The 26,237-nt window shown below is 67.3% G+C and carries 22 protein-coding genes and 1 pseudogene; 17 read left to right on the top strand and 6 right to left on the bottom strand.

All coding sequences use genetic code 11. From position 1 onward, the window contains the following. Positions 1 to 165: 165 nt before the first annotated feature. A complete protein-coding gene (locus tag AC6A67_RS12190) occupies positions 166 to 1,839 on the bottom strand; it encodes an isovaleryl-CoA dehydrogenase (protein WP_498036815.1) in 1,674 nt (557 codons plus the stop codon). Between the two features lie 634 nt (positions 1,840 to 2,473). Here AC6A67_RS12190 and AC6A67_RS12185 point away from each other — a divergent pair. From AC6A67_RS12185 to AC6A67_RS12165, 5 genes and pseudogenes are all read left to right on the top strand, one after another. Beyond that, positions 2,474 to 3,424: an aspartate carbamoyltransferase catalytic subunit gene (locus AC6A67_RS12185; protein ID WP_498036814.1), complete on the top strand. Its 951-nt coding sequence runs from the start codon at positions 2,474 to 2,476 to the stop codon at positions 3,422 to 3,424. A 160-nt stretch (positions 3,425 to 3,584) separates the two neighbouring features. Continuing rightward, entirely contained in the window at positions 3,585 to 4,880 is a 1,296-nt protein-coding gene (gene pyrC / locus AC6A67_RS12180; protein ID WP_498036813.1) for a dihydroorotase, read from the top strand. Positions 4,881 to 5,086: 206 nt separating this feature from the next. Further along, complete coding sequence (gene plsY / locus AC6A67_RS12175; protein ID WP_498036812.1) at positions 5,087 to 5,710, top strand: glycerol-3-phosphate 1-O-acyltransferase PlsY; 624 nt, start codon at positions 5,087 to 5,089, stop codon at positions 5,708 to 5,710. Between the two features lie 147 nt (positions 5,711 to 5,857). After that, positions 5,858 to 6,802 (top strand): annotated as a pseudogene (gene dprA / locus AC6A67_RS12170) (DNA-processing protein DprA); the annotation flags it as partial. Between the two features lie 126 nt (positions 6,803 to 6,928). Further along, positions 6,929 to 7,462, top strand: a complete 534-nt coding sequence (locus AC6A67_RS12165) for a DprA-like winged helix domain-containing protein (RefSeq protein WP_498036855.1) — start codon at positions 6,929 to 6,931, stop codon at positions 7,460 to 7,462. A gap of 621 nt (positions 7,463 to 8,083) precedes the next feature. Here the strand turns inward: AC6A67_RS12165 and AC6A67_RS12160 are convergent. Beyond that, positions 8,084 to 8,290 carry a hypothetical protein gene (locus AC6A67_RS12160; protein ID WP_498036811.1) on the bottom strand — a complete coding sequence of 69 codons (207 nt, stop codon included), beginning with the start codon at positions 8,288 to 8,290 and terminating at the stop codon, positions 8,084 to 8,086. 104 nt (positions 8,291 to 8,394) lie between these two features. Further along, entirely contained in the window at positions 8,395 to 8,898 is a 504-nt protein-coding gene (gene ruvX / locus AC6A67_RS12155) for a Holliday junction resolvase RuvX (RefSeq protein ID WP_498036810.1), read from the bottom strand. A gap of 387 nt (positions 8,899 to 9,285) precedes the next feature. On the opposite strand from ruvX, the gene AC6A67_RS12150 reads away from it, so the two are divergent. The 7 genes from AC6A67_RS12150 to AC6A67_RS12120 all read left to right on the top strand — a co-directional run bounded on the left by AC6A67_RS12150 (position 9,286) and on the right by AC6A67_RS12120 (position 15,820). Further along, positions 9,286 to 9,984 carry a metal-dependent hydrolase gene (locus tag AC6A67_RS12150; RefSeq protein ID WP_498036809.1) on the top strand — a complete coding sequence of 233 codons (699 nt, stop codon included), beginning with the start codon at positions 9,286 to 9,288 and terminating at the stop codon, positions 9,982 to 9,984. A 338-nt stretch (positions 9,985 to 10,322) separates the two neighbouring features. Then, a complete protein-coding gene (gene gatC / locus AC6A67_RS12145; protein ID WP_498036808.1) occupies positions 10,323 to 10,610 on the top strand; it encodes an Asp-tRNA(Asn)/Glu-tRNA(Gln) amidotransferase subunit GatC in 288 nt (95 codons plus the stop codon). 127 nt (positions 10,611 to 10,737) lie between these two features. Then, positions 10,738 to 12,219, top strand: coding sequence for an Asp-tRNA(Asn)/Glu-tRNA(Gln) amidotransferase subunit GatA (gatA, locus tag AC6A67_RS12140; RefSeq protein WP_498036807.1), 1,482 nt, complete (start codon positions 10,738 to 10,740; stop codon positions 12,217 to 12,219). A gap of 42 nt (positions 12,220 to 12,261) precedes the next feature. After that, the gene (queE, locus tag AC6A67_RS12135; RefSeq protein ID WP_498036806.1) at positions 12,262 to 12,894 is read left to right on the top strand and encodes a 7-carboxy-7-deazaguanine synthase; all 633 of its coding nucleotides are present in this window, start codon (positions 12,262 to 12,264) and stop codon (positions 12,892 to 12,894) included. Next, positions 12,894 to 13,271 (top strand): 6-pyruvoyl trahydropterin synthase family protein, encoded by a 378-nt coding sequence (locus AC6A67_RS12130; protein WP_498036805.1) that lies wholly within the window; start codon positions 12,894 to 12,896, stop codon positions 13,269 to 13,271. The genes queE and AC6A67_RS12130 overlap by 1 nt, the downstream gene beginning before the upstream one ends. Before the next feature lie 102 nt (positions 13,272 to 13,373). Continuing rightward, a complete protein-coding gene (gatB, locus tag AC6A67_RS12125; protein ID WP_498036804.1) occupies positions 13,374 to 14,858 on the top strand; it encodes an Asp-tRNA(Asn)/Glu-tRNA(Gln) amidotransferase subunit GatB in 1,485 nt (494 codons plus the stop codon). A 323-nt stretch (positions 14,859 to 15,181) separates the two neighbouring features. Beyond that, positions 15,182 to 15,820: a glutathione S-transferase N-terminal domain-containing protein gene (locus AC6A67_RS12120; protein ID WP_498036803.1), complete on the top strand. Its 639-nt coding sequence runs from the start codon at positions 15,182 to 15,184 to the stop codon at positions 15,818 to 15,820. A gap of 92 nt (positions 15,821 to 15,912) precedes the next feature. Here AC6A67_RS12120 and AC6A67_RS12115 read toward each other — a convergent pair whose 3' ends face one another. Further along, positions 15,913 to 16,647, bottom strand: coding sequence for a TetR/AcrR family transcriptional regulator (locus AC6A67_RS12115; protein WP_498036802.1), 735 nt, complete (start codon positions 16,645 to 16,647; stop codon positions 15,913 to 15,915). Between the two features lie 179 nt (positions 16,648 to 16,826). On the opposite strand from AC6A67_RS12115, the gene AC6A67_RS12110 reads away from it, so the two are divergent. Both AC6A67_RS12110 and AC6A67_RS12105 read left to right on the top strand, forming a co-directional pair. Next, a complete protein-coding gene (locus tag AC6A67_RS12110) occupies positions 16,827 to 18,077 on the top strand; it encodes an HlyD family secretion protein (RefSeq protein ID WP_498036801.1) in 1,251 nt (416 codons plus the stop codon). Between the two features lie 150 nt (positions 18,078 to 18,227). Continuing rightward, on the top strand, positions 18,228 to 19,817 hold the full coding sequence (locus tag AC6A67_RS12105; RefSeq protein WP_498036800.1) for a DHA2 family efflux MFS transporter permease subunit: 1,590 nt from the start codon (positions 18,228 to 18,230) through the stop codon (positions 19,815 to 19,817). Positions 19,818 to 20,109: 292 nt separating this feature from the next. Here the strand turns inward: AC6A67_RS12105 and AC6A67_RS12100 are convergent, their stop codons facing one another. Together AC6A67_RS12100 and AC6A67_RS12095 are read right to left on the bottom strand one after the other, a co-directional pair. Next, positions 20,110 to 20,613 carry a CinA family protein gene (locus AC6A67_RS12100; RefSeq protein ID WP_498036799.1) on the bottom strand — a complete coding sequence of 168 codons (504 nt, stop codon included), beginning with the start codon at positions 20,611 to 20,613 and terminating at the stop codon, positions 20,110 to 20,112. A 138-nt stretch (positions 20,614 to 20,751) separates the two neighbouring features. Continuing rightward, complete coding sequence (locus tag AC6A67_RS12095; protein ID WP_498036798.1) at positions 20,752 to 21,990, bottom strand: bifunctional 2-C-methyl-D-erythritol 4-phosphate cytidylyltransferase/2-C-methyl-D-erythritol 2,4-cyclodiphosphate synthase; 1,239 nt, start codon at positions 21,988 to 21,990, stop codon at positions 20,752 to 20,754. 401 nt (positions 21,991 to 22,391) lie between these two features. On the opposite strand from AC6A67_RS12095, the gene dusB reads away from it, so the two are divergent. Genes dusB through ntrC form a run of 3 tightly spaced genes read left to right on the top strand, consistent with a single transcriptional unit; the run spans position 22,392 to position 26,084 of the window. Beyond that, positions 22,392 to 23,390: a tRNA dihydrouridine synthase DusB gene (gene dusB / locus AC6A67_RS12090; protein ID WP_498036797.1), complete on the top strand. Its 999-nt coding sequence runs from the start codon at positions 22,392 to 22,394 to the stop codon at positions 23,388 to 23,390. Then, the gene (locus AC6A67_RS12085; RefSeq protein ID WP_498036796.1) at positions 23,387 to 24,559 is read left to right on the top strand and encodes a two-component system sensor histidine kinase NtrB; all 1,173 of its coding nucleotides are present in this window, start codon (positions 23,387 to 23,389) and stop codon (positions 24,557 to 24,559) included. Before dusB ends, AC6A67_RS12085 begins: the two co-directional genes overlap by 4 nt. Before the next feature lie 4 nt (positions 24,560 to 24,563). Further along, complete coding sequence (ntrC, locus tag AC6A67_RS12080) at positions 24,564 to 26,084, top strand: nitrogen regulation protein NR(I) (protein WP_498036795.1); 1,521 nt, start codon at positions 24,564 to 24,566, stop codon at positions 26,082 to 26,084. Positions 26,085 to 26,237: the final 153 nt, after the last annotated feature.

Below are 26,237 nucleotides of genomic sequence, written 5' to 3'. Positions count from 1 at the left end.
TGCCGCTCAAGGCGGCGGCGCCAACCAGGCTGGCCTCGCCGCAGGAGGCGGCGCGGCGCATGGGCGGGCTATATGGCTGAGTTCACGTTAGACAGGCGCGGCGCCCTGGGCGACGGCGGACGCCGCCCTGATGGGCGCCAGCCGGGCCAGGGGCCCGGCTATGGCTCAGATATAGGGCAGAGCCCGCTCCAGCAGCATGGGGGCGAGATCGCGCACGTCATTGGCGCCATACATGCGGCGCGGCTGTTCCAGCCGGGTGCGCGCCCAGGCCTCCGCCACCGCCGCGGGGGCCGATCGCGCCAGCGCCACGGCGGCGGCGAGGCCTGCCAGCCGCTCCGCCACGAAACGGGCCCGCCATTCCGCCTCATCAGAGCGCAAGGCCTCCGTCAGCTGCGTCGCTGCAGTGGCGACGCCCGGCAAGCCCTTGCCGTCGCTGGCGAGACGGGCGACCAGCGCCTCCGTGGCTTCCGTCGCGCGCCGGGCGGCGCGCAGCACGTCGAGCGCCATGACATTGCCCGAGCCTTCCCAGATGGCGTTGAGCGGGGCCTCGCGATACAGCCGGGCCATCAGCCCGTCCTCGACATAGCCATTGCCGCCGAGGCATTCGAGCGCCTCATAGACAAAGCCGGGCGCAGTCTTGCACACGGCGAATTTCGCCGCCGGAGTGATGGCCCGCGCATAGGCCGCTTCTTTCGGGTCGGTGGCGGCGCGGTCGAAGGACGCGGCGAGGCGCATGGTGAGGGCCGAGATGGCCTCCATGTCGAGCGCCAGATCGGCCAGCACCTGGGTCATGGCGGGCAGATCCACCAGCTTCTTGCCAAACGCCAGCCGATGGCGGGCGTGATGGATCGCCTTGGCCAGCGCCATCCGCATCACGCCATTGGAGCCGCTGACGCAATCGAGCCTGGTGTATTGCACCATGTCGATGATGGTGCGGACGCCGCGCCCCTCATCGCCCAGCCGCCAGCCGAAGGCCGCCACGAACTCCACCTCGGACGAGGCGTTGGAGCGATTGCCGAGCTTGTCCTTCAGCCGCTGGAAGCGCAGGCCGTTGACCGCCCCGTCAGGGCGAAAGCGCGGGACCAGGAAGCATGTCAGCCCTCCCGGAGTCTGGGCCAGCGCCAGAAAGCCATCGGACATGGGCGCCGACATGAACCATTTGTGGCCGGTCAGTTCATATTCATCATCATGGATCGGGGCGGCGGCGGTGGTGTTGGCCCCAACATCCGTCCCGCCCTGTTTCTCGGTCATGCCCATGCCGAGATTGACGCCACGTTTCTCCCAGAACGGCAGGAAGCGCGGGTCATACTGGCGCGAGCGCACAAACGGCAGCCACTGGCTCAGCCGTTCCGGGGCCACGGCGAGGCTGGCCATGGCGGCGTGGGTCATGGTCAGCGGGCAGACATGGCCTGCCTCAACGCCTGAAATGACGCTGAGCCGCGCCGCCCGCGCCACATGCGCGCCATTGGGCGGCGTGGGCTTGCCCTCGAGGCTGGCTTCCAGCCGGTCCCAGGTCGAGGCGTGCAGCCCGGCCTCCATGCTGGCCGCCATCAGGGCGTGATAGGCGGGGTGATACTCCACCTGGTCGGCGCGCTGGCCGCGGGCGTCATGGGTGCGCAGGCGCGGCGGATTCTCATTGGCGAGACGGCCCAGTTCGAAGCGCTCGGCTGCGCCCCAGGTCTCGCCGAACGACAACAGGCCCTGCTGCACCGGATCAACGCCATTGGCGGCGAGCGCATCGAGCAGCGGCCGGTCGAGCGTCACCAAATTGACGTCGACAAAGGGCGGCGCCTGGTTGAACACCTCATGCGTGTCATAGGCCGACAATTGGCCGGTCATGGCGGCGCCCTCCCTCACGGCGTGCTGTGTGACGACGACGGCTGCGCTAGGGCTATCGCGACCTCAGCCAGGCGGACTGGCATGTGGCAGGGCCTTGGCCTGCCGCCACTGTTCGCCAGTCACAGCGGCCTGGGCCAGGACAATCTGGCGGCGCCGACGTGGATCGGAGGCGGTATGGCGGACGGGCGGCGGGTCCGAATCGGATGATGGCGCAAATCAGCCCGGAAACAGCGTCTTGTGCGGCAGCATAGCCCGCCGGGCAGGGGGTGCAACCGGTGCCCGCCGCCGGTCATTCGCAGCCATTCATGCGCCGTCTGTCATCTGCCTTTTGTCATGCGCCGGCCAGTGCATTGCGCGCCGGCTGTGGCGCGTGGGCGCTTGTCACGGGCGGCGATTGGCCTCACGCTCCCGGCGTGAAGTGATGCGGGCGCGGTGCGCCGCCTTGTGGGGGGGCTCGCAGCGCTTTGCGGCGTGGGTCTTTCGCCTGCGCGCCCATGACGCGTCGTCCCGGCGCGTCGTCCCGGCGTGTCGTCCCGGCGTGTCGTCCAGGGACGTCGGTCCATCTGGCGTTCGCCGGGGCCCGGCGCCGTGTTCCTTGCGGCGGTCTTCGATTCCCCATATAGGCGGGCCCAGAATGAGCGCGTCCCCCACACTCCCGACTTTTCCGCATCGTCACCTGCTCGGCATCGAGGGGCTGACGGCGGCGGAACTCACCACGCTCCTCGACATGGCTGAAGAGGCCGTGGCGGTCAGCCGTCAGGTGGAAAAGAAGCGCGCGACCTTGCGAGGCCGCACGCAGATCAACCTGTTCTTCGAGCCCTCGACCCGGACCCAGTCCTCGTTCGAGATCGCCGGCAAGCGGCTTGGCGCTGACGTGATGAACATGTCGGTGGCCTCCTCGTCGGTGAAGAAGGGTGAGACGCTGATCGACACGGCGATGACCCTCAACGCCATGCGCCCGGACATTATTATTGTCAGGCACAATCAGGCGGGCGCGGTGCAATTGCTGTCGCAGAAGGTGGCGTGCTCCGTGGTCAACGCTGGCGACGGCGCCCATGAGCATCCGACCCAGGCGTTGCTCGACGCCCTAACCATCCGCCGCAACAAGGGCCGCATCGAGGGGCTGATCGTCGCCATCTGCGGCGACATCCTGCACTCGCGCGTCGCCCGTTCGAATATTCTGGCGTTGCAGGCGCTGGGCGCGCGCATCCGCTGCGTCGCGCCGACGACGCTCCTGCCGTCGGCGATCGAGCGCTTCGGCGTCGAGGTGCATCACGACATGAAGGAGGGGCTGAAGGACGCGGACATCGTCATGATGCTGCGCCTGCAGCGTGAGCGCATGAGCGGCTCGTTCATCCCCTCCAGCAAGGAATATTTCCGTTATTGGGGCCTGGATGAGGAGAAGCTGGCCTGCGCCAAACCCGACGCGCTGGTGATGCACCCTGGCCCGATGAACCGCGGCGTGGAGATCTCTTCCGACGTCGCCGACGGGCCGCAATCGCTGATCCGCGAGCAGGTGGAGATGGGCGTCGCCGTTCGTATGGCGGTGCTCGAGGCCGTGGCCCAGCATCTGCCGAACTATTGACGCGCGTTTTGAGCGGCGGCGGCCTGGGCGAGGTCAACGCCAACCTCCGGGACGCTGGCGATGACGCAGGACGCAAGCGCCGGACGCCTCGCCCGGGCCTTGACGCCTGGCGCAGCAGGAATGGCGCGACGGACATGACGCGAGAAGAGTGGCGCAAGAAATGACACAGCAATCGCCGACCCGCGTTTTTATCAATGCGGATCTGATGGATCCCGCGACCGGGGCGCGCTCGCGCGGCGCAGTGCTGGCGCGCGACGGCCTGATCGCCGACGTGCTGGCCGAAGCCCGCCCGGCGACGCCGGACGGCGCGGAGATCATCGACTGCCACGGCGCCCTGCTGGCCCCTGGCGTGGTCGACATGCGCGCCTTTCTCGGCGAGCCGGGGGCGGAATATCGCGAGACCCTGAAGACCGCCAGCCGGGCGGCGGCCTCGGGCGGGATCACTACCCTGGTGTCGGCCCCGGAAACCACGCCGCCAGTAGACAACGCCGCCACCGTCGATTTCATCAGGCGGCGCGCCCGCGACAACGCCATCGTGCGGGTGGCCCCGGCTGCGGCGATGACGCGCGGCCTCGCCGGGCTGGAGCTGGCCGAATATGGCCTGCTGCTGGAAGCCGGCGCGGTCGCCTTCACCGACGGCGCGCGGTCGGTGGCCAACGCAAGGGTGATGCGGCGGGCGCTGAGCTATGCGCGCAATTTCGACGCGCTGATCATGCACCACACTGAAGACGCAGATCTGACCGGAGAGGGCGTCGCCACCGGCGGTGAACTGGCCAGCCGCATGGGCCTCAGCTCCGTGCCGCGTGAGGCCGAGACCATCATGCTGGAGCGCGACCTGCGCCTCGTGCGCATGACAGGCGGCCGCTATCACGCGGCGATGATCACCCACGCCCAGTCCGTCGAGCTGATCCGCCAGGCCAAGGATGAGGGTCTGCCGGTGACGGCGGGCGTCTCGATCAACCATCTGGCGCTGAACGAGCACGACATCGCCGGCTATCGCACCTTCTTCAAGGTGAAGCCGCCGCTGCGCGCCGAAGAAGACCGGCTGGCGCTGCTGGAGGCGCTCGACGAGGGCGTCATCGACGTCATCGTCTCCGACCACAATCCGCAGGACGTGGAGGCCAAGCGGCTGCCGTTCCCGGAGGCGGCGCCTGGCGCCATCGGCCTCGAAACCCTGCTGCCGGTGGCGTTGCGTCTCGCCAACTCCGGCGCCGTGTCGCTGGAGCGGGCGCTTGACGCCCTCACGGCCCGCCCGGCGGGCCTGCTCGGGCTGAATTGCGGCCGGCTCGCCACGGGCCTCGCCGCCGATTTCGTCATCCTCGACACCGATGAGGCGTGGATCTATGAGCGCGACGCCATCCGCTCGCGCTCCAAGAACACGCCCTTCGAAGGCGGTCGCATGGAAGGCCGGGTGCTGCGCACGGTGGTGGCGGGCGCTGACGTTTTCACCGCCTGAGGACAAAACCGGCTACAGCACGCCCCGGCCATCAGCGCCCGGCGCGTGCTGCGGCATGCTTGTCCGCGGGGCTGACACGCCGCCCGAAAAATCTGTTGCAGCTGGTGCGCACGCCAGATGCGAAAGCACTCTACTATGCGCGCGCAGACGCCGGAGAACGATTCTGTTTAGCCGGGGCCACTGCTGCTGACACTCCGGAGCTATAAATGAATGCGTGGCTCGATGGCGCCGCCGTAGGCGCAAATGGCTGGCTGCTGGCTGGACTGGCGCTGCTGGTCGGATATCTGTTCGGCTCGGTTCCGTTCGGCATGATCTTCACCCGCATGTTCGGGGCTGGCGATCTGCGCAAGATCGGCTCGGGCAATATCGGCGCCACCAATGTGCTGCGCACCGGCCGCAAGGGCCTCGCCGCCGCGACCCTGGTCTGCGACGCGCTCAAGGGCACGCTGGCCATTCTGCTGATGTCGCCTTTCGGGTTGCTGGCGGCTCTGGCTGCGGGGCTCGGCGCCTTTCTCGGTCATCTGTTCCCCATCTGGCTCAAGGGCAAGGGCGGCAAGGGCGTGGCGACCTTCCTTGGCTGCCTGATCGGCCTTGAGCCACTGGCGGCGCTGATCTTCGCCGTCGTCTGGCTCGCCGTCGCCTTCATCAGCAAATATTCGTCGCTGGCGGCGCTGGTCGCCTCGGCTGCGGCCCCGCTGGCGCTGTTCGCGCTCGGCGCGCCTGCCACCGCCTGGCTGTTTATTCTGCTTGCGCTCTTGTTGTGGGAGCGTCACCGTGACAATATCTCCCGCCTGATCAAAGGAACGGAGAGCAGGATTGGCCAGAAATAGGCTGGATGCGCTTCTGATCTATTTTGGTATGTCTGGCTGTTGTTTGCGCCAGACTGTTCACAACTGTTGCTGGTCAGATTTTTTTCCTAGCGATGGCCGTGATTGTGGTCGCGGCTGTGGCGTCCAGCCCATGGGGCGGGGCGGCTGATGCAGCGGCCAGGCCGGTTGCTCGATGACAGGACCCGGTTTGACTGGCTCCGCTTGCTGCGAACCGACGGCATTGGCCCACGCAGTTTCTTCCGGCTGATCGACCGATTTGGCGGCGCGGCGGCGGCGCTGGAGGCGCTGCCCGAACTCGCCGCCCGCTCTGGCCGCGCCATCGCCCTGGCGGCCCCGGACGCCATCCGGCGTGAGCTTGACGCCGCCGCATTGCTCGGCGTGCGTTTTGTGGCGCGCGGTGAGGCGGATTATCCCGAGGCCTTGCAGGTGATAGACAGCCCGCCGCCGCTGCTGGCGGTGCGGGGCAACGCTTCGACCTTGAAGCGGCCGGCGCTGGCGATTGTGGGTTCACGCAACGCCTCGGCGGGCGGCCTGCGCATTGCGGCGGCGCTGGCGCGCGGCCTGGGCGAGCATGATTATGTCATCGTCTCGGGCCTGGCGCGCGGCATTGACGCCGCCGCTCATGAGGCCAGCCTGGGCCATGGGGCTGTGGCGGTGCTGGCCGGCGGCCACGACCGCATCTACCCGCGCGAGCACGCCAAATTGCTGGCGGCCATTGTTGAGCGCGGCGCCGCCGTCAGCGAAATGCCGCTGGGCTGGACGCCGCGCGGCCGCGATTTCCCCCGGCGCAACCGGATCATCTCCGGCATGGCGCTGGGCGTCGTGGTGGTTGAGGCGGCGCTGCGCTCGGGCTCGCTGATCACGGCGCGCTTCGCGGCGGAGCAGGGGCGCGAGGTGTTCGCCGTGCCTGGCTCGCCGCTGGATCCGCGCGCCGCCGGCGCCAACCGGCTGCTGCGCGATGGCGCCACCCTGTGTTGCGGCGTCGAGGATGTGGCCGAGGCGCTGGCGCCGCTAGCTGGCAAGCCGCCCCGCCATGACAATCTGCGCGACGATCCGGAGCAGACCGACGAGCCGCTGTGGGACGAACTGGACGGGGCGCTGTGGGACACGGCGGCGCCCGTCGCAAGGGTTTCAGGGTCCAGCGACAGGGGCTCCGCTGCCGTCCATGCCCCCACACCCGATGCCGGCCCCGCCAGCGAGGCATTGCCCCCCGGCGCCATGCGCCCGGTGGGCGCCGGAGGGGAGGCCGATGGCGGCGACGGCTATGGCGGCTGGGGCAGCCTCTTGCGCAATGCTACGGCAGGGCAGGCTGGCGGCGCCGCAGATCAGTCAAACTTGGCCCGGCCGTCTGGTCAGGCGTGCGCGGGGGAGGCGGCCGACGACAGGCCTGACAGCGACGCCAGTTTCGATGCCAGATTCTTTGGCGAAGCGGCGCCGGCGCCGCTCAACGCATGTGCTGGCGCGGGCGAGGCGCCGGCGAGGGGCGCAGCAAATGGACCAGCAAATGGACCAGCAAGTGGGCCAGCAAGCGGCCCAGCTCATCGCGCAGCAGCAAGCGAAGCGGACCGCAGCGGCGCAGCAGCGCGCGATGTCATCGCCGGCCTGCTCGGGGCCGCCCCGGTGGCCATTGATGATCTGGTCGTCCTGTCCGGGCTGAGCGCACCGCTGGTCAGTGTGGCGTTGCTGGAGCTGGATCTGCAGGGAAGGCTGCAACGCCATGGCGCCCAGGCGGTGTCATCCATGCCAGGCTGAGGCCGGCCACCGCTGACGCGACAGCTCAGTTTGCCTGGCGCCACCTGCGCTGGCTGGAGCTTCGCCAGGCGCCCATGTGCCTCAGCGCCGCTTGTTCACTTCCAGCTTTTGCGGGTCTCACTGTTCCTCACCTGGGCTGGCAAGTCGTGGGCGCCAGAGATTCCGCGGCGCCAGGGGGGAGCGCCTCACCTGGGTCAAAGCCGGATGTGAGCCCCCGGTGAGCCAGATTTGACCGGCAGGCCAAAGCTTTTCGGTCGGCGGAATGCGGGTCGCTGGATGATGTTCCCACGATGCCTGTTCCTGCACGCGTGGGGCAAAGAGGATCAGCCAGGACTGATTTGCCAGCATGGGTTAGCCAGGATGGGTAGCGAGGCTGGGTTAGCCAGGATGGGCTAGCCAGGATGGTCCAGCATCGGGGGCAGCCAGGAGGGCAGGCCAAAACCCGACCCGGCATGGCGGACATACGGCAACCCAAATCGCCACACCCTGGCTGCTGCACACATGCGCAGCAACCTGTCCGCCACGGCCAGACTGCCACGACCAGACTGCCGCCATTCGGCCCCCCGGAACCGGGGCGCCGGACCGGGCTGCCTCGCCCAGGCCCGCGAAACAGCTCGCGGCTCAGGCGTTGTCGGCGTTCCGCGCCTGCTCCTGGGCCTCCATATTGGCCATGGTCAGGAAATAGGCGAGCAGGTCGAGCTTGCTGCCGCGGGCCAGCTGATACAGCTCAAGGGTGATGTGTTCGATATATTGCGCGATGTCCGCGGCGCTCGGTTCGGGCACGGGAACAAAATGCGCAACGCCGTCGTCTGGAGGTGTTGAGGTCATGATTCGCCGTGTCATTGTTCGCGCCAATTAAGCCAAGCTTAACCACAGCCGTCAGCAAATCACTGCCTAATTTTCTCTGCAACCACAGATTGCAGTCACGTGTATTAGTCCTGGTCGTCGGCTTCGCTGCGGTCAGGCATGGCGATGCGGTCAAGCGCTCCTTGCAAGATGTATGACGCAGCGAGCTTGTCAACGACTTCGCCTCGTCTTGCCCGCGAGGTGTCGGCTTCTATCAGCATTCTTGTCACCACTGCGGTGCTCAGGCGTTCGTCACAGACGGCCATGGGAACGTCTGTCAGCTTGGCGAGATTACGCATGAACGCCGCCGTCGCCTGGGTGCGCGGGCCTTCGCTGCCATCCATATTCAGCGGCCAGCCGAACACCAGGCCGCCGACATTGTGCTGTTCAATGATCTGCAACAGACGCGCCGCATCGAGGCCGAATTTCTTGCGGGCGATGGTCTCCAGTGAGCTGGCGACGGTCAGATTGATGTCTGACAAGGCGAGGCCGATGGTCTTCGTGCCCAGATCGAGACCGAGCAGCCGTTTGCCGCGCGGCATATCGAGAAAGCGGCTGAGATCGGAGAGGTCGGCGCCTGGCGATGACATGAAGTGTGCTCCGGTAAGGCGCCCGACCTTATCGGTCGCGTGACGCTGCTGCCCCCGCTTGTGACCAGTCGCCCCGACTCTGTCCAGTCCACTTGCCAGCCCACTTGCCAGTCCGCTTGCCAGCCCACTCGCCAGTCCATCGATCGTCGTGGCTGGCGGCCGGCGATGTGGATGCCGCTGCACAGACGGTTGGCGCTTTCGCCCACGGCCGTCAGCCCTGTGCGCGCCCGCGCCCCATCCTCCGACGGCGGCCTGCCGTTTGCCTGGGAAACAGTTGCGCGAGGGGTGATTTTGCCGGCGCGATGCCGTACATCTCGCCCACACACCTCAATGCGTCGGCGCCACGGCCAAGGGCCGCGCGCAACAGGCGGGCACAGGGAGAAACAGATGCAGATCACCTGGTACGGACATTCGGCGTTTCGTCTGGACTTCGGCGGCCGCGCCGTCCTGATCGATCCGTTCTTTACCGGCAACCCGTCGTTCGACGGCGACATCAGCGCCATCGAGAAGGGCGTCTCGCACATCCTGATCACCCATGGCCACGGCGACCATGTCGGCGACAGCGTCGATATCGCCAAACGCACCGGCGCCACCGTCGTCACCAATTACGATCTGTGCATGCATCTGGCCTCGCAGGGCGTCGAGAAGTTCGAGCCGATGAACACCGGCGGCACCATCGACGCTGGCGGCTTCCGCGTCTCACTGGTGCGCGCCGATCACTCGGCTGCGATGATCGAGGGCGGCGTTGATCGCCCGCTAGGCAACGCCAATGGCGTCATCGTGCGCGCCGAGGGCGAGCCGACCGTCTACGCCATGGGCGACACCGACGTGTTCTCGGACATGGCGCTGATCAATGAGCTGTATGCGCCCGACATCGCCTTCGTGCCGATCGGCGACCGCTTCACCATGGGCGCCGAGCACGCCGCCTTCGCCGTGCGCAAGTTCTTCAGCCTGAAGTCGGTGGTGCCCTGCCACTTCGCCACCTTCCCGATCCTCGATCAGGACGCCCAGAAGTTCGTAGACGCCATGCAGGGCGCATCCACCCGGGTGATCCTGCCGGTCAGGAACGAGGCGTTCAGCGTCTGAGCCAGTCGATCAGGTGATGCAGCGGGGCCGGGCGCAGGTCCGGCCCTGTCTTGTGTCCGCTGCGCGGCGCGTTGATTGCCACCTGGCCCGGGGCATTGCAGGGCCTTGGGGCTGCGGCGTCGGCCCGTGTTGCAGCGGCGCGCCCCCGGATGCTATAGCCGCGCCAGCGTCGGTAACCATGACCGGCAGGGTATCGCTGCTGCGCGCCGCCTTGCCCGCGCGCCCGAGACAGGCGGCGATTGTGCGCCCCGGCGCCAGAACGCGCGGAAACGCCAGGCCTTGCACGTCAGGGCCGGCGATTTTGCTGTTTGATGTAGTCCAGAACGAACGGAGGCGGCATGTCCGTCGATGCGACCACGGTCCGGCGTATTGCCCAATTGTCCCGCATTGCGGTGAGCGATGAGGATGTTCCGCATCTGGAAGGCGAGCTGAACGCGATTCTGGCCTTTGTCGAACAGCTCGGTCAGGTCGATGTCGAGGGCGTCGCCCCGCTGACCTCCGCCGCCGCCATGACCATGCGCCTGCGCAAGGATGAGGTGACCGATGGCGGTTACGCCGCGACCATCGTCGCCAACGCCCCGGTCACCGAGGACAATTTCTTCCTCGTGCCCAAGGTGGTCGAATAATCGATCCGCAGCGGCGATCGGGCCTTAAGCGCCCTCCCGGCCTTGTTGCGGTTGCAGCCAGGGCGCGCAGGCCCCGCCTGCTGCGCCGAGGCGACCTGAGTTTGCGACCTGAGTTTGAAAGACACCCATGTCTGAGCTGACCGATCTCACTTTGGCCGAGGCGCGCGACGGCCTGCGCGCCAAAAAATTCTCTGCGGTGGAGCTGGCCCGGGCGCATATCGACGCCATGGAGCAGGCGCGCGCCCTCAACGCTTATGTGCTGGAGACGCCGGAAAAGGCGCTCGCCATGTCGGAAGCCGCTGACGCCCGTCTCGCCTCAGGCGAGGCGCGCCCGCTGGAAGGCCTGCCGATCGGCGTCAAGGACCTGTTCTGCACCGAAGGCGTGCGCACCACCGCCTGCAGCAAGATTCTCGGCGAGTTCGTCCCGGCCTATGAATCGACCGTCACCTCCCGGCTGTGGGCTGACGGCGCCGTGATGCTCGGCAAGCTCAGCAATGATGAATTCGCCATGGGCTCGTCGAACGAGACCTCGTGCTTTGGCCCGGTGGTCTCGCCGTGGCGGCGCAATGGCTCCGAGGCGGCGCTGGTTCCTGGCGGCTCGTCGGGCGGCTCTTCCGCCGCTGTCGCCGCGAGGCTGTGCCTCGCCGCCACCGCCACTGACACCGGCGGCTCGATCCGCCAGCCCGCCGCCTTCACCGGCACGGTCGGCATCAAGCCAACCTATGGCCGCTGCTCGCGCTGGGGCATCATCGCTTACGCCTCGTCGCTGGATCAGGCCGGGCCCATCGGCCGCACGGTGCGCGATACGGCGATCATGCTGAGCTCCATGGCCGGTCTCGATGTCAAGGACACCACCTCTTTCGACGCCCCCGTGCCGGATTTCGAGGCGGCGGTGGCGCGTGGCGTCAAGGGGCTGACCATCGGCATTCCAAAGGAATATCGGGTCGAGGGCCTGTCGCCGGAGATCGACGCTCTGTGGGAGAAGGGCGCGCAGATGCTGCGCGACGCCGGCGCCACGGTGGTCGAGGTGTCGCTGCCCAACACCCAACATGCGCTGGCCGCCTATTACATCATCGCCCCGGCGGAGGCCTCGTCCAATCTCGCCCGTTATGACGGCGTGCGCTATGGCGCCCGCGTCGACGGCAAGGACATCGCCGAAATGTATCAGAACACCCGCGCCGCCGGTTTCGGTCGCGAGGTGAAGCGCCGCATCATGACCGGCACCTATGTGCTGTCGGCTGGTTATTACGACGCCTATTATCTGCGCGCCCAGAAGACTCGCGCGCTGATCAAGCGCGACTTCGACAATGTCTTCGCCCAGGGCGTCGACGCCATCCTGACCCCGACCACGCCGTCGGCGGCCTTTGGGCTGGGCGAGAAGGGCGCGGTTGATCCGGTCGAGATGTATCTCGGCGACATCTTCACGGTGACGGTCAATCTGGCTGGTCTGCCAGGGATTTCGGTGCCGGCGGGCCTCGATTCCCAGGGGCTGCCGCTTGGCCTGCAGCTGATTGGCAAGCCGTTTGATGAAGAGACGCTGTTCGCCGCTGGCGAGGTGATCGAGCAGGCCGCCGGCCGCTTCAGCCCCGCCAGCGCCTGGTGGCGCTGACCCGAACGGTTCCGGGCGCGCGTCCCGGTCTGGAGCACGGCCATGACCTATGCGGTCAAGGAAATCTTCAAGACGTTGCAGGGCGAAGGCGCCCAGGCTGGCTCGGCGGCGGTGTTCTGCCGCTTCGCTGGCTGCAACCTGTGGAGCGGCCGTGAACAGGACCGCGCCAAAGCCATCTGCCAGTTCTGCGACACGGATTTTGTCGGCATGGACGGCGAGGGCGGCGGGCGCTTCAACAGTGCGACTGAACTTGTGGCGGCGATTGAGGCGGCCTGGGGTCCAGGCCAGGATAACCGGCTGATCGTCTTTACCGGCGGCGAGCCGCTGCTGCAGCTCGATGCGGCGGTGATCGCGGCGGCCCACCAGCGCGGCTTCCGTTGCGCTGTGGAGACCAATGGCACGCTGGCGGCCCCTGAGGGGCTTGACTGGATCTGTGTCAGCCCCAAGGCCGGGGCCGAGCTGGTGCAACGCTCCGGCCATGAGCTCAAGCTGGTGTTTCCGCAGCCGACCCTGATGCCGGATGCGGTGGCCGGGCTTGATTTCAGGAACTTCTTTTTGCAGCCCATGGATGGCCCGGACCGGGTCGCCAATACGGCCGCGGCGGTGCGGTGGTGCATGGATCACCCGCAGTGGCGGCTCAGCGTTCAGACCCACAAGGTAATCGGTATTCCGTGATGTTCGAGCTGTCGAAACAGTTCCGCTTTGAGGCGGCGCACACATTGCACCGCGCGGCGGAGACGGGTGAAGTCGAGAGCAGCCGCCGCATCCACGGCCACTCGTATCGCGCCGAGGTGACGGTGCGTGGCCGGCCGGATCCGGCCACCGGCATGATCCTCGATCTGACCCTGTTTGAGCGGGCGATGGAGGAGGCGCGCGATGGCCTCGACCACCGTTTTCTGGATGAAGTGCCGGACCTTGGCCCGGCCACCATGGAGAATCTGGCGCTGTGGATCTGGCGTAAGCTGCAGCCGGCCTGCGCCGGCCTTTACGCGGTGACCGTGCATCGCGACAGCAATGGCGAGAAGTGCACCTATTTCGGCGAGGCGGCCTGAGCCGCGCCACGCCCGGCCCCGGCGAGGGGCGCAATGAACCACGCCGGGCGGCTGGCCCGCGACAGAAGTGATGCAGCCGCTTGCGGCTGGAAGGATGGCCCGATGAATGCTCCAGTGCGTACGCCAAAACTGATCAAGGGCGCCACCGGCGACTGGGAGGTGGTGATCGGCATGGAGGTGCACGCCCAGGTGTCCTCCAACGCCAAGCTGTTCTCCGGCTCGTCCACCGAATTTGGCGGCGATCCCAACGACCACGTCTCGCTGGTCGACGCCGCCATGCCTGGCATGCTGCCGGTGATCAACGAAGAGTGCGTCAAACAGGCGATCCGCACCGGCCTTGGCCTCAAGGCCCAGGTCAATCTGCGCTCGGTGTTCGACCGCAAGAACTATTTCTATCCGGACCTGCCGCAGGGCTACCAGATCAGCCAGTTCAAGGACCCGATCATCGGTGAGGGCGTGCTCACCATTGATCTGGAAAACGGCGCCCAGGTGGAGATCGGCATCGAGCGCCTGCATCTGGAGCAGGACGCCGGCAAGTCGCTGCACGACCAGCACCCGACCATGAGCTTCGTCGATCTCAACCGCTCGGGCGTGGCGCTGATGGAGATCGTCTCGCGTCCGGACCTGCGCTCGTCGGAAGAGGCCAAGGCCTATGTGACCAAGCTGCGCTCGATCCTGCGCTATCTCGGCACCTGCGACGGCGACATGGAGAAGGGGTCGCTGCGCGCCGACGTCAATGTCTCGGTGCGTCGTCCGGGCGAGGGTCTCGGCACCCGCTGCGAGATCAAGAACGTCAATTCGATCCGCTTCATCGGCCAGGCCATCGAATATGAAGCCCGCCGCCAGATCGGCATTCTGGAAGATGGCGGCGCCATTTCCCAGGAGACCCGGCTGTTCGATCCGGGCAAGGGCGAGACCCGCTCGATGCGCTCCAAGGAAGAAGCGCACGACTACCGCTATTTCCCCGATCCGGACCTTTTGCCGCTGGAGTTTTCCCAGGCGCTGGTCGATGAGCTGGCCAGCAATCTGCCGGAGCTGCCGGATGAGAAGAAGGCGCGGTTCATCAACGAGCTGGGCCTGCCAGCCTATGACGCCGGCCTGCTGGTCGCCGACAAGGACACCGCCGATTATTTCGAGGCGACCCTCAACGCCGGCGGCAAGAAGCGCGACGCCAAGGCCGTGGCCAACTGGATCATGGGCGACGTCTCGGCCTTCGCCAACACCGTCAGCAAGCCGGTGTCGCAGACCTTCCTGACGCCAGACATGGTGGCGGGCATCGTCGATCTGATCGGCGAGGGCGTCATCTCCGGCAAGATCGCCAAGGATGTGCTGGCGATCCTGATCGAGGAGCAGGGCGGCGACCCGCGCCAGATCGTCGAAAGCCGCGGCATGAAGCAGGTGACCGACACCGGCGCCATCGAGAAGGCCGTCGATGAGATCATCGCCGCCAATCCCGAGAAGGTCGCCCAGGCCCAGGCCAAGCCGACGCTGGCGGGCTGGTTCGTCGGCCAGGTGATGAAGGCCACCGGCGGCAAGGCCAATCCGCAGGCGGTCAATGACCTGGTCAAGGCCAAGCTCGGCCTCTGACGCAGCCGCGATCCGCAGGGCGCCCGCGGCGCCCTGTGATGCAGACGTGTGACAAGGGGGGCTTGGGCCTCCCTTTTTTTGTTGGGTGAGGCCGGGCAGGCGGTTGGGCCATCCTTCGCCAGCGCACGGCTGGGGCTGACACACCTGCGCCATGCGTCGCGCGCGCTGGTCAGCGCGCCATCGGCGGCCCTAAACTGACAGGATTGAGACATCTGCCAGGACAGCCCAGGGCGCGCCAGAGGCTGCGGCTCAAGCGCGGCGCAAAGGCGGCGCCACACGCACGGCGTCCCTGCGGATATTAGACAAGACCCGAGGAGCGTTGCATGGCCCAGGCGCCGGCGGATGCCATTGAACTGTACTACTGGCCGACGCCGAACGGCTGGAAGATCTCGATCATGCTGGAAGAGTGCGGGCTGCCCTATGTGGTGCGGCCGGTGAATATCGGCAAGGGCGACCAGTTCAGGCCGGAATTTCTGGCGATTTCGCCCAATAACCGCATGCCGGCCATCGTGGATCCAGACGGGCCAGGCGGCGCGCCAGTGTCGGTGTTCGAATCCGGCGCGATCCTGCAATATCTCGGGCGCAAGACCGGCAAATTTTATCCCACTGACGAGCGTCAACGCATTGCGGTGGAGGAGTGGCTGTTCTGGCAGATTGGCGGGCTGGGGCCCATGGCGGGCCAGGCCCATCATTTCCGCATCTATGCGCCGGAGCAGACGCCCTATGCCATCGCGCGCTACACCAAAGAGGTGGCGCGGCTCTATGGGGTGATGGACCGGCGACTGGCCGGGCGCGACTGGCTGGCGGATAGCTATTCGATCGCCGATATGGCCTGCTATGGCTGGGCGCGCCTGTGGGAACGCCAGGGCCAGGAGATCGCGGATTTCCCGCATGTGGCGCGCTGGCTGGAGCAGATGGCGGCGCGCCCGGCGGTGCAGCGTGGCGTGGCGGTAGCCGGCTAGCGCGATTGGCGATCGATCGAATACGTCTGATCACGCCGCCATCCGGAAAACACGCGCGCTGGCGCAGCGCTGCGCCTGCCGCTGTGGCGACTTCAGGCCGCGCCGTCGCGCACGCCGTAAAAGCCCAGAAAAATGTCGAGGGCGATGTCGATGGTCCGCGCCAGCGTGCCCTCGGAGCTGTCGGATGGCGCGCCGAAGAACAGCGGCTTGACGACGCCGCCCTGGCACAATTCGTAAAAATGCGCCGCGGCGAGCTCCGCGTCGGCGACGGCCAGCTGACCACGCTGGCTACGGTCGCGCAAAAAAGCGGCGAGGCGGTGGATGCCCGCCTGCGGGCCCGCTTCGAAATAAATCTGACCGAGGCGCGGCAGGGTCACCGAGGCGGCGATGACCATGCGCACGAGGGCGATGTGCTCTGGCTCCAGCATGCGCCGCAGGAAATCCAGCCCATAGGCGCGCAGCACGGCGCGCACATCCGGATTGGCCTCATCAAGCTCGGCGAGGGTTTCAGCGGCGGCGCGGTGATCCTCGCGCACCATGGCGGCGAACAGGCCTTCCTTGCTGCTGAAATAGACATAGAGCGTGCCCTTGGAGACGCCAGCCTCGCGGGCGATGCGATCCATGCTGGCGGCGTCAAAGCCGAGCGCGCGAAATACCGTGCGCGCGCCGTGCAGAATTTGCTCGCGCTTGCCGTCGCCTGGTCCCTGACCGGCGAGGCCGACGGTAGCCGCGGACGCAGCGTTGGCCTGCGGCGCTGCATCAGCGGCGCCGCGGCCAGGCGGGCCGAGCGTGTCGTCTGATGCATGGCTGATCTGTCGCGCGTTCATTGGCGTCCTGCCTGTTGTCAGCTGCAACACAAGCGTGGCAAACGCTTCGATGGTTGCGGGCATGACTGTTTAACACGGAAGCAGTGTTCTTGCGCCATTGACTGAACCGTTCGGTCAAAATAATCAAGCCTCTGCTGTCCCGTAACCGGACGGCGACAGGCTGTGGCTGGAGTGGCGGGATGAGCAGGCACGACAATGCTGGCGGGCTTGGGGGCGGCGCGCCTGATGGCGCCGTCGCCGCGCGCGCCGCCGAGGCGACGTCGCAAGGCGCGGCCGCCCCTGCGTCGGGCAGCGCCGCCACCGCCCAGCCGAAGCGCGGCCGCGCCCGGCTGGTGTTGACCGCCCTTGGCGTGCTCACCGCCGCAGGCGCCATCTGGGCCGGCGCCCATTGGTGGATGACTGGCCGGCACATGATCTCCACCGACGACGCTTACGTCCGCGCTGACATCACGCTGCTGGCGGCCAAGGTCTCCGGCTATGTCACCGAGGTGCTGGTCGAGGCCAACCAGGAAGTGAAAACCGGCGATGTCATCGCCCGCATCGATCCAGGTGATCATCGCCTGGCGCTGGAGGCGGCGCGCGACAAGGAGCAGACGCAGCAGGCGGTGATCAGGCGCATTACCCACCAGATCGAGGCTGCGCGCTCCGCCGTCACCCAGGCCGAGGCCCAGGTGCTGGCGGCAAAGGCCGATCTGGTCCGCGCCGCCGCCGATCTCGACCGTCAGAACCGGCTGGCCCAGCGCGATATCTCCAGCCAGCAGAAGCTTGAGCTGGCCCGCGCCGACCAGGCCCGCGCCGACGCCGCGGTGAAGGCCGCTGAGGCGGCGGCCCAGTCAGCGAAGGCCAATGTGGCGGTGCTGCAGGCCCAGCGCGGCGAGGCGGAGGGGCTGCTCAAGGAATTGCAGACGGCCACCAGCAAAGCCGAGCGCGATCTGACCTTCACCGAGGTGCGGGCGCCCGTGGATGGCGTCGTCGGCAACCGGGCGGTGCAGACGGGCCAATATGTCCAGCCCGGCGCGCGCCTCGCCGCCATTGTGCCGCTGGACGACGTCTATATCGACGCCAATTTCAAGGAGACGCAGATCAAGAAGCTGCGTCCCGGCCAGAAGGTGAGCTTCACCGTCGACGCTTTCCCAGGCCGCGATTTCCACGCCACCGTCGCCAGCCTGTCGCCTGCCTCCGGCGCGCTGTTCAGCCTGTTGCCGCCGGATAACGCCACCGGCAATTTCACCAAGATCGTGCAGCGGCTGCCGGTGCGCCTGCGCATCGACCGCCAGGATGTGGCGCAGCACGTGTTGCGCCCGGGCCTTTCGGTGGTCGCCACCGTCGACAGCCGCACCGGCCCTGAGGGCGGCGCGACGCAGGCGGCGACGACGCAGCCCACAGAAGGCCCTGCGGTCGCCGGCGCTCCTGCCAGCAAAGCTGATTGACGTGGGGCTGCGACGCCCAGGGGCGGTGCGCCCATGGACGCGACCTTGCACCAGCCCCTCGTTATGCGCCCACGGCGGCGCTCCGGAGCCGGCGCCTGAGGTGCCGCCCAGCGCAAGCGCCTTACGCCTTTGGGGCAGGGAGCCGGTTTGATGTCAGCGGTCGCAACAGCTTCCTCCGGGCCGCAGCCCGTCGCCCAACACGAGGCCCAGCCGCTCAACGCCCGCCGCTTCATCGCGTTTATCGCGATGGTGTTCGGCATGTTCATGGCGATCCTCGACATCCAGATCGTCTCGGCCTCGCTGCCGCAAATCCAGGCCGGCCTCAGCGCCAGCGGCGACCAGATCCCCTGGGTGCAGACCAGCTATCTGATCGCCGAAGTGATCATGATCCCGCTGTCGGGCTATCTGTCGCGGGCGCTGTCGACGCGCATCCTGTTCACCATTTCGGCGGCCGGCTTCACCTTTATGAGCCTGATGTGCGCCACGGCGACGACCATCGAGCAGATGATCGTCTACCGCGCCTTACAGGGTTTTCTTGGCGGCGGCATGATCCCGACGGTGTTCGCCGCCGCGTATACGGTGTTCCCGGCGGACAAGCGGCCGATCGTGTCGCCGATCATTGGCCTCGTCGCCACGCTGGCTCCGACCATTGGCCCGACGGTCGGCGGTTATCTCACCGATATTTTCTCCTGGCACTGGCTGTTTCTGGTCAACATCGTGCCCGGCATCATCGTCACCTTGCTGGTGTTCTTCCTCATCGATTTCGATGAGCCGGACTTCGCGCTTTTGCGCAAATTCGACTGGTATGGCCTCGCCGGCATGGCGCTGTTTCTGGGCTCGCTGGAGTTTGTGCTGGAAGAGGGGCCGCTGAAGGACTGGTATTCCGACGAATATATCGTGATCTTCACTGGCGTGATGGTTATCGGCGGGCTGGTGTTCTTTTGGCGGGCGTTCTCTGTCGATGAGCCCGTGGTCAATCTGCGCGCCTTCTCGGACCGCAATTTCGCTACCGGGTCGCTGTTCAGCTTCGTCATGGGCATCGGCCTTTATGGCCTGACCTATCTTTATCCAATCTATCTGGCGCGCATTCGCGGCTACTCGCCGTTGCAGATCGGCGAGACCATGTTCGTCACCGGCGCGGCGATGTTCCTGACTGCGCCGGTGATCGGGCGGCTATCGGCGGTGATGGACCCGCGCGTGCTGATCAGCATCGGCTTCGGCATGTTTGCGCTCGGCACCTGGATGGTCACTGGCATCACCGCCGACTGGGACTTCTGGGAGCTGTTCGTGCCGCAGATCCTGCGCGGCGTCGGCATCATGGCGTGTATGGTGCCGATCAATAATATCGCGCTCGGCACCCTGCCGCCGCTGGAGGTGAAAAACGCCTCTGGCCTGTTCAACCTCACCCGCAATCTGGGCGGCGCCGTTGGCCTCGCCCTGATCAACACCACGCTCAACAACCGCATTGACCACCATCTGCAGCGGCTGGGCGAGCAGGTGACGTGGAGCCGTGAGGTGGCGCTGGAGCGGCTCAACACCCTGAGCGCGGTGATGGCGCCCAAGGGTTCCGACGCCGAGCTGGCGGCGCTGAAGCAACTGGCGCAGATCGTCCGGCGCGAGGCGACGGTGCTGGCCTTCGCCGACGTGTTCTATCTGCTGTCGTTCCTGTTTGTCGGGCTGATCCTGCTGACGCCGTTCATCCGCCGCCCCGACCCGCTGCTCCAGGTCGACGCCCACTGACATAAGGGCGCGCGGCTGCTGACGGAGCCGCGACCGGGACAGCGCAGGCGGCGCGTATGTTTTGCATAACGCCCCGCCAACGCGGGACGTGCCATTGTGCGACTTGCCCGGTGAGCGACTTGCCTGTTCGGAGTCTGGAGCTGTGCGGGCCAGCGATCAGCAGCCGACGCCGGCCTGCGGCTCGATCCCGCCTATACCGGTGCGAAAATGCTGACGCATCCGCATCTGACATGCTCAGGCGCCGCACGGGCTTTACCAGAACCCGATAAGGCATGCTCATTGGGTTCTGGCGTTACTCGTCGGTCGCCATCTGCCGCAGCAATTCGAACGCCTGCAGCACGGCGGCGGCGCGGATGTCCTGCCGGCTCAGATCTTCGCCGAACCGGCGCTCGACATGCAGCGTCTCGCGGCCCTCGCGGGCGGCGGCGAAATGCACGAGGCCGACCGGCTTGTCTTCGGAGCCGCCGCCGGGACCGGCGATGCCGGTGATCGCAACCGTGACATTGGCCGGACAGCGCGACAGCGCGCCGATGGCCATTGCCCGCGCCACCTGCTCACTGACCGCGCCATAGCGCTCCAGCGCTTCCTTCGGCACGCCGACCATCTCGTGCTTGGCGCGGTTGGAATAGGTGACATAGCCGCGATCGATGACCTCGGACGATCCTGGCACATCCGTGAGCGCCGCCGCGACGAGGCCGCCAGTGCAGGATTCAACCGTCGACAGGGTCAGTCGGTAATGGCGGTAGAGCGCCAGCAGTCCTGCCGCCTGCTGGGCGATGTCCGGCGAAGTGCTCATGGGCGTTTCCCGTCAGTTGTCGTTGGAGGTCCGCCTGGTTGTGGCGCCAGATTGCTGGCCAGTTTCGGGCCAGAATGGATTGCCGCGACCGGAGCTCCTGGCGCACAGGCGCGAGCCCGGTTTGTCGCTGGCGCCTGATCAGCCATCGGCGGGCAGGCGCACGGTGACGACGGCCTGGGCGGCGATGCCTTCGCGCCGGCCGGTAAAGCCAAGGCGCTCGGAGGTGGTGGCCTTGACCGAAATCCCAGTCTCGCTGACGCCGGTGATTTCCGCAATCCTGGCGCGGATCGCCGCGCGGTGCGGCCCCACTTTGGGATATTCGGCGATGATCACCCCATCGAGGTGGTCGATGACGCCGCCCCGGGCCCGCGTCAGCGCCACGGCGTGGGCCAGAAAGCGGTCCGATGACGCGCCTGCCCATTGCGGGTCGCTGGGCGGGAAATGCGTGCCGATGTCGCCGTCGCCGATGGCGCCAAGCAAAGCGTCGGTGAGGGCGTGCAGCAGGACATCGCCGTCCGAATGGGCGGTCACGGCGAGGTCACTGGCGATGCGCACGCCGCCCAGCCAGATGTGATCGCCCGGCACAAAGGCGTGCACGTCATAGCCGAGGCCCGTGCGGCTGATCATTGTCCGCCCCGTCGTCGCCGGAAAATCCTCCGGGTGGGTGAGCTTGGTGTTGGCGACGTCGCCGTCAAAGATCTGCACCGGCAGGCCGGCCCATTCGGCGATGGCCGCGTCATCGGTGAATTCGGCAGGCTCGCGCGCGGCGCGGCGGTGGGCGTCGAGCAGGGTTGCGAAGGCAAAAGCCTGCGGGGTCTGGATCGCCCGCAGCGTGGCGCGCGGCGGCGTCGCGGTGACGCGACCGGCGTCATCCACCGCCTTGATGGTGTCGGTGACGGCGAGGCCTGGGGCCGCGGCGCCATAAGCGCGGGCGGCGGCGATGGCGCGGTTGATCAGCGCCTCACTCAGCCATGGTCGCGCCGCGTCGTGCACCAGCACATGCTGCGGCGCCTCAGCCAACGAGGCCAGCGCTTCAAGCCCATGGCGCACTGAAGCCTGGCGCGAGGCGCCGCCATCCACGGACATCAGCCGTCCAGCGGCGCTGACCGCCAGCGAGGCAGTCGCCTCATCGAACAGCCGCCGGTCCTCATGGCGCACCACCACCACGACGCGACGAATGTCCGGCGTCTGCAAAAATCGCCGCAGGCTGTGCAACAGCACTGGCTCGCCCTGCAGCTGGCGATATTGCTTCGGCGCGCCGCCGCCGGCCCGCTCACCGCGACCGGCGGCGACAATGATGGCGTCAACCGGGCCGTGGCTGGCGCCGGTTGCGGCGTCATCGCCCGGGACGGTGTCTGTCATACTGGCTGCGGTCATGGCAGGCTCCTGTTGCGCGACACGCTTTAACCGCCCCGGCACGCATGGGCAACTTTGCCGGCCCCTGGCGGCGAGGGGCTGAGGGGCAGGTGGGGGCGCGGGGCGGACGCGATCGGGCGGGCGAGGGAACTGGCGAGGGAACTGGGGAGGGAACTGGGGAGGGCTCTGGCCGTCGCGATGGCGTCGCCGGATTGTGCGGCTGGGCGCATTGTGGCGCTTGCGCATGGCGAGGCGTTCCGCGCACCAAGGCGTCCCGAGGCCAAGGCATCCGGAGACCAAGGCATCCCGAGGTCAAGGCGACCCGAGGCCCGGCGCGGAACTGCGGCGTCATTGCCTGTGTTGTAGGCGCCATAGCGGAGATTTGCCTTTGTGGCGGTAAGCCTGGGCGTTACAACGCCAGCATGACCGAAAATGTGCGGCGCGGCCTCAGCGCCATTCAGAGACTGCGCGCTGGCGGCGCGGCGCTGGCCCCCATGTCTGGCGTGACCGACATCGGCTTTCGGCGGCTGGCCGAGCGCTTTGGCGCGACCCTCGTCGTGTCCGAAATGGTCGCGTCCGGCGCTTTGGCGCGCGGCGACGCCGAGGCGCAGACCCGGGCCGAGGGCGCGGGGGTCAGCGTGCATGTGGTGCAGCTGGCGGGTTGCGACGCATTCTGGATGGGCGAGGCGGCGCGGGTCGCCGAGGACGCGGGGGCCCATGTCATCGACATCAATATGGGCTGCCCGGCCCGCCAGGTGGTGGGCGGCCTGTCCGGCTCCGCCCTGATGCGCGACCTTGACCATGCGCTGACGCTGATCGAGGCCACGGTGGCCGGGACCCGCCTGCCGGTGACGCTGAAGATGCGCCTGGGCTGGGACGACGCCAGCCGCAATGCGCCGGAGCTGGCCCGCAGAGCCGAGGCGGCGGGCGTCGCCATGGTGACGGTGCATGGCCGCACCCGGCAACAATTCTACAAGGGCAATGCCGACTGGGGCGCCGTCGCCGCCGTGCGCGCCGCCACCAGCCTGCCGCTCGTGGTCAATGGCGATATCGCCACCGCCGCCGACGCCCGCGCCGCGCTGGCGCAATCGGGCGCCGATGCGGTGATGGTCGGTCGCGCCGCGCTGGGCCGCCCGTGGCTGGTCGGCGAGATCGCCGCCGCCCTGACCGGCGCTGAGCCGCCGCAGCTGACGCGCGCCGCGCAGACCGAGGCCATGTGCGAGCATTATGACTGCATGATCGACACCTATGGCGCCGATGTCGGCGTCCGCCACGCCCGCAAGCACCTGGCCGCCTTCGCCGGGCATATGGGCGCGCCAGTCGCCCTGCGCGCGGCGCTGACCACGGCGCGCCATCCGCAGGACGTGCGCGCCATGCTGCGCGACATTCCATACACCGGCTATCAGGAAGAAGCTGCATGAGCACCAGGCAGGGCGCCCCCACATCTCCGGCCGCTGACGCCGCCCGGACGCCAGCGCAGCCGGCAGAGCTCCGCGCGCCTTCCGCCGACGACATCCTCAATGTGATGCCGGCTCCGATCATCGCCGTGGGGCCAGACAATCAAGTGCTGTTCGCCAATGTGGCGGCCGAGGATTTCTTCGAGCAGAGCCAGGCCGTGCTGCAGCGCCGCACCCTCAACCAGACCTTCCCCTTCGGCTCGCCTGTGCTGGCGATCGTCGAGGAGGCGCGGCAGCGTAAGACCAGCGTCAACAGCTATGGCGTCGCCATCGAACGGCCGTGGACGTCACGGGTGCGTGTCAGCGACATTTTTGCGTCGCCCATGGCGGACAATGATGAAAATATAATCATTGTGCTGCAGGAACGTACAATCGCCGAAAAGCTTGACCGCCAATTGACCACGCGCAGCGCGGGCCGCTCAATGAGCGTGCTCGGCTCCATGCTGGCTCATGAGATCAAGAATCCGCTGTCCGGCATCCGTGGCGCGGCGCAATTGCTCGAACATGACGCCTCGCCGGAGGATCTGGAGCTGACGCGGCTGATCTGCGATGAGGCTGACCGCATCGTCAAGCTGGTCGAGCGCATGGAATTCTTCTCGGACGAGCACAAGGCGGAGCGGGAAGCCGTGAATATTCATGGCGTTCTCGACCATGTGCGCAAGCTGGCGCTGAGCGGCTTCGCCCGCCACATCCGCATCAACTGTCAGTACGATCCCTCGCTGCCGCCGGTGCACGCCAACCGCGATCAGCTGATCCAGGTGTTCCTCAACCTCGTCAAGAACGCTGCGGAAGCGATCGGCCCTGACGCACAGGATGGCGAGATCAACCTGACCACCGCGTTCCGTCCCGGCATCCATCTGCAAGTGCGTGGTTCGCGCGAGAAAACCAGTCTGCCGCTTGAGTTTAGCGTCACGGATAACGGTCCGGGCGTGCCGTCGGACATGCTTCCCGACCTGTTTGATCCGTTTGTCACCACCAAGATGCAGGGAAGTGGCCTGGGTCTTGCATTGGTAGCCCGGATTATCGACGACCACGGTGGCGTCGTCGAATGTGAATCAGGGGCGCACAGAACCACTTTCAGGGTTCTGATGCCGATCTACTCCGCCCAGGATGGGCGGACAATGGAGGCTTGAACCAATGGCTCGCGGACAAATCCTGCTCGCTGATGACGATGCTGCGATCAGAACGGTGCTGAACCAGGCGCTGACGCGGGCGGGGTACGAAGTCCGGGCGACCGGACAGGCGTCGACCCTGTGGCGTTGGGTGGAGGCCGGCGACGGCGATCTGATCATCACCGACGTGGTGATGCCGGATGAGAACGCGCTCGACGTGTTGCCGCGCATCAAGAAGCTGCGGCCCGAGATGCCGATCATCGTCATGAGCGCGCAGAACACCTTCATGACGGCGGTGCGCGCCTCGGAGCGCGGCGCCTATGAATATCTGCCCAAGCCCTTCGATTTGAAGGAGCTGGTGGCCATCGTCGGCCGGGCCATGTCACGGCCGCGCGGCGCCAGCCTCGCGTCTAACGTCCAGGACGGCGAGGATATCCCGCTCATTGGCCGCTCGGCGGCGATGCAGGAGATTTACCGGGTCCTCGCCCGACTGATGGCCACCGACCTCACGGTGATGATCTCGGGCGAATCCGGCACCGGCAAGGAGCTGGTGGCCCGCGCCCTGCATGACTATGGCAAGCGCAAGGGCGGCCCCTTCGTGGCGGTCAATATGGCGGCGATCCCGCGCGATCTGATCGAGGCCGAGCTGTTCGGCCATGAGAAGGGCGCCTTCACTGGCGCCGCCCAGCGCAGCGCTGGCCGGTTCGAGCAGGCCGAGGGCGGCACGCTGTTCCTCGACGAGATCGGCGACATGCCGATGGAGGCGCAGACCCGCCTGCTGCGCGTGCTGCAGCAGGGCGAATACACCACCGTGGGCGGCCGCACGCCGATCCGGACCAATGTCCGCATCGTCGCCGCCACCAACAAGGATCTGCGCGGCTCGATCCAGTCCGGCCACTTCCGCGAGGACCTGTATTTCCGCCTCAACGTCGTGCCGTTGCGGCTGCCGCCGCTGCGTGAGCGGCTTGAGGATATCCCGGACCTGATGCGCCACTTCTTCGCGCTGGTGGAGAAGGAGGGGCTGCCGCGCAAGCAGATCGACGCCGAGGCCATGGACCGGCTGAAGCGCTATCGCTGGCCGGGCAATGTCCGCGAGCTGGAAAATCTGGTGCGGCGTCTGGCGGCGCTGTATCCGCAGGACATTATCACCGCGCCAATCATCCAGGCTGAGCTTGAGCCGGCGATGAACGCCTCCACCCCTGCGGCGGCGCCGTCGCCAGCCCCGGCGATCAGCGCCAGCATGCCAGCCCCGGCGGCCAGCAGCGCGCCCGCAGCGCCGGTCAGCCCTGGCGCCGGCGGGCTCTCGGCCTCGGTCGAGCAGCACCTCGCCAATTATTTCGCCGGCTTCCGTGACGGCCTGCCTCCGCCCGGCCTGTATCACCGTATCCTGCGGGAGGTGGAGGGGCCGCTGATCGGCGCGGCGCTGTCCGCCACCCGTGGCAACCAGATCAAGGCCGCCGAGCTGCTCGGCCTCAACCGCAACACCCTGCGCAAGAAGATCCAGGACCTCGATCTGCAACTGGTGCGCTCCGCCCGGGTGCGCTGAGGCCGCAAGGGCCGGGCGCCACGCAAGCCGTGGCCGCCCGCGCCCGCGCTGCCTGATGGGTCATCGGGCCACCGGCAGCGTAGCAACTACTCGCCACCGACCACACCCGACACCCACCACACCCACCTCGTCATCCCCGTGCTCGTCACGGGG

It is taken from the genome of Camelimonas sp. FR25, from assembly GCF_059740505.1.
The sequence above is the reverse complement of the archived record's forward strand: the minus strand, read 5'-3'. Positions and strand labels throughout refer to the sequence as shown.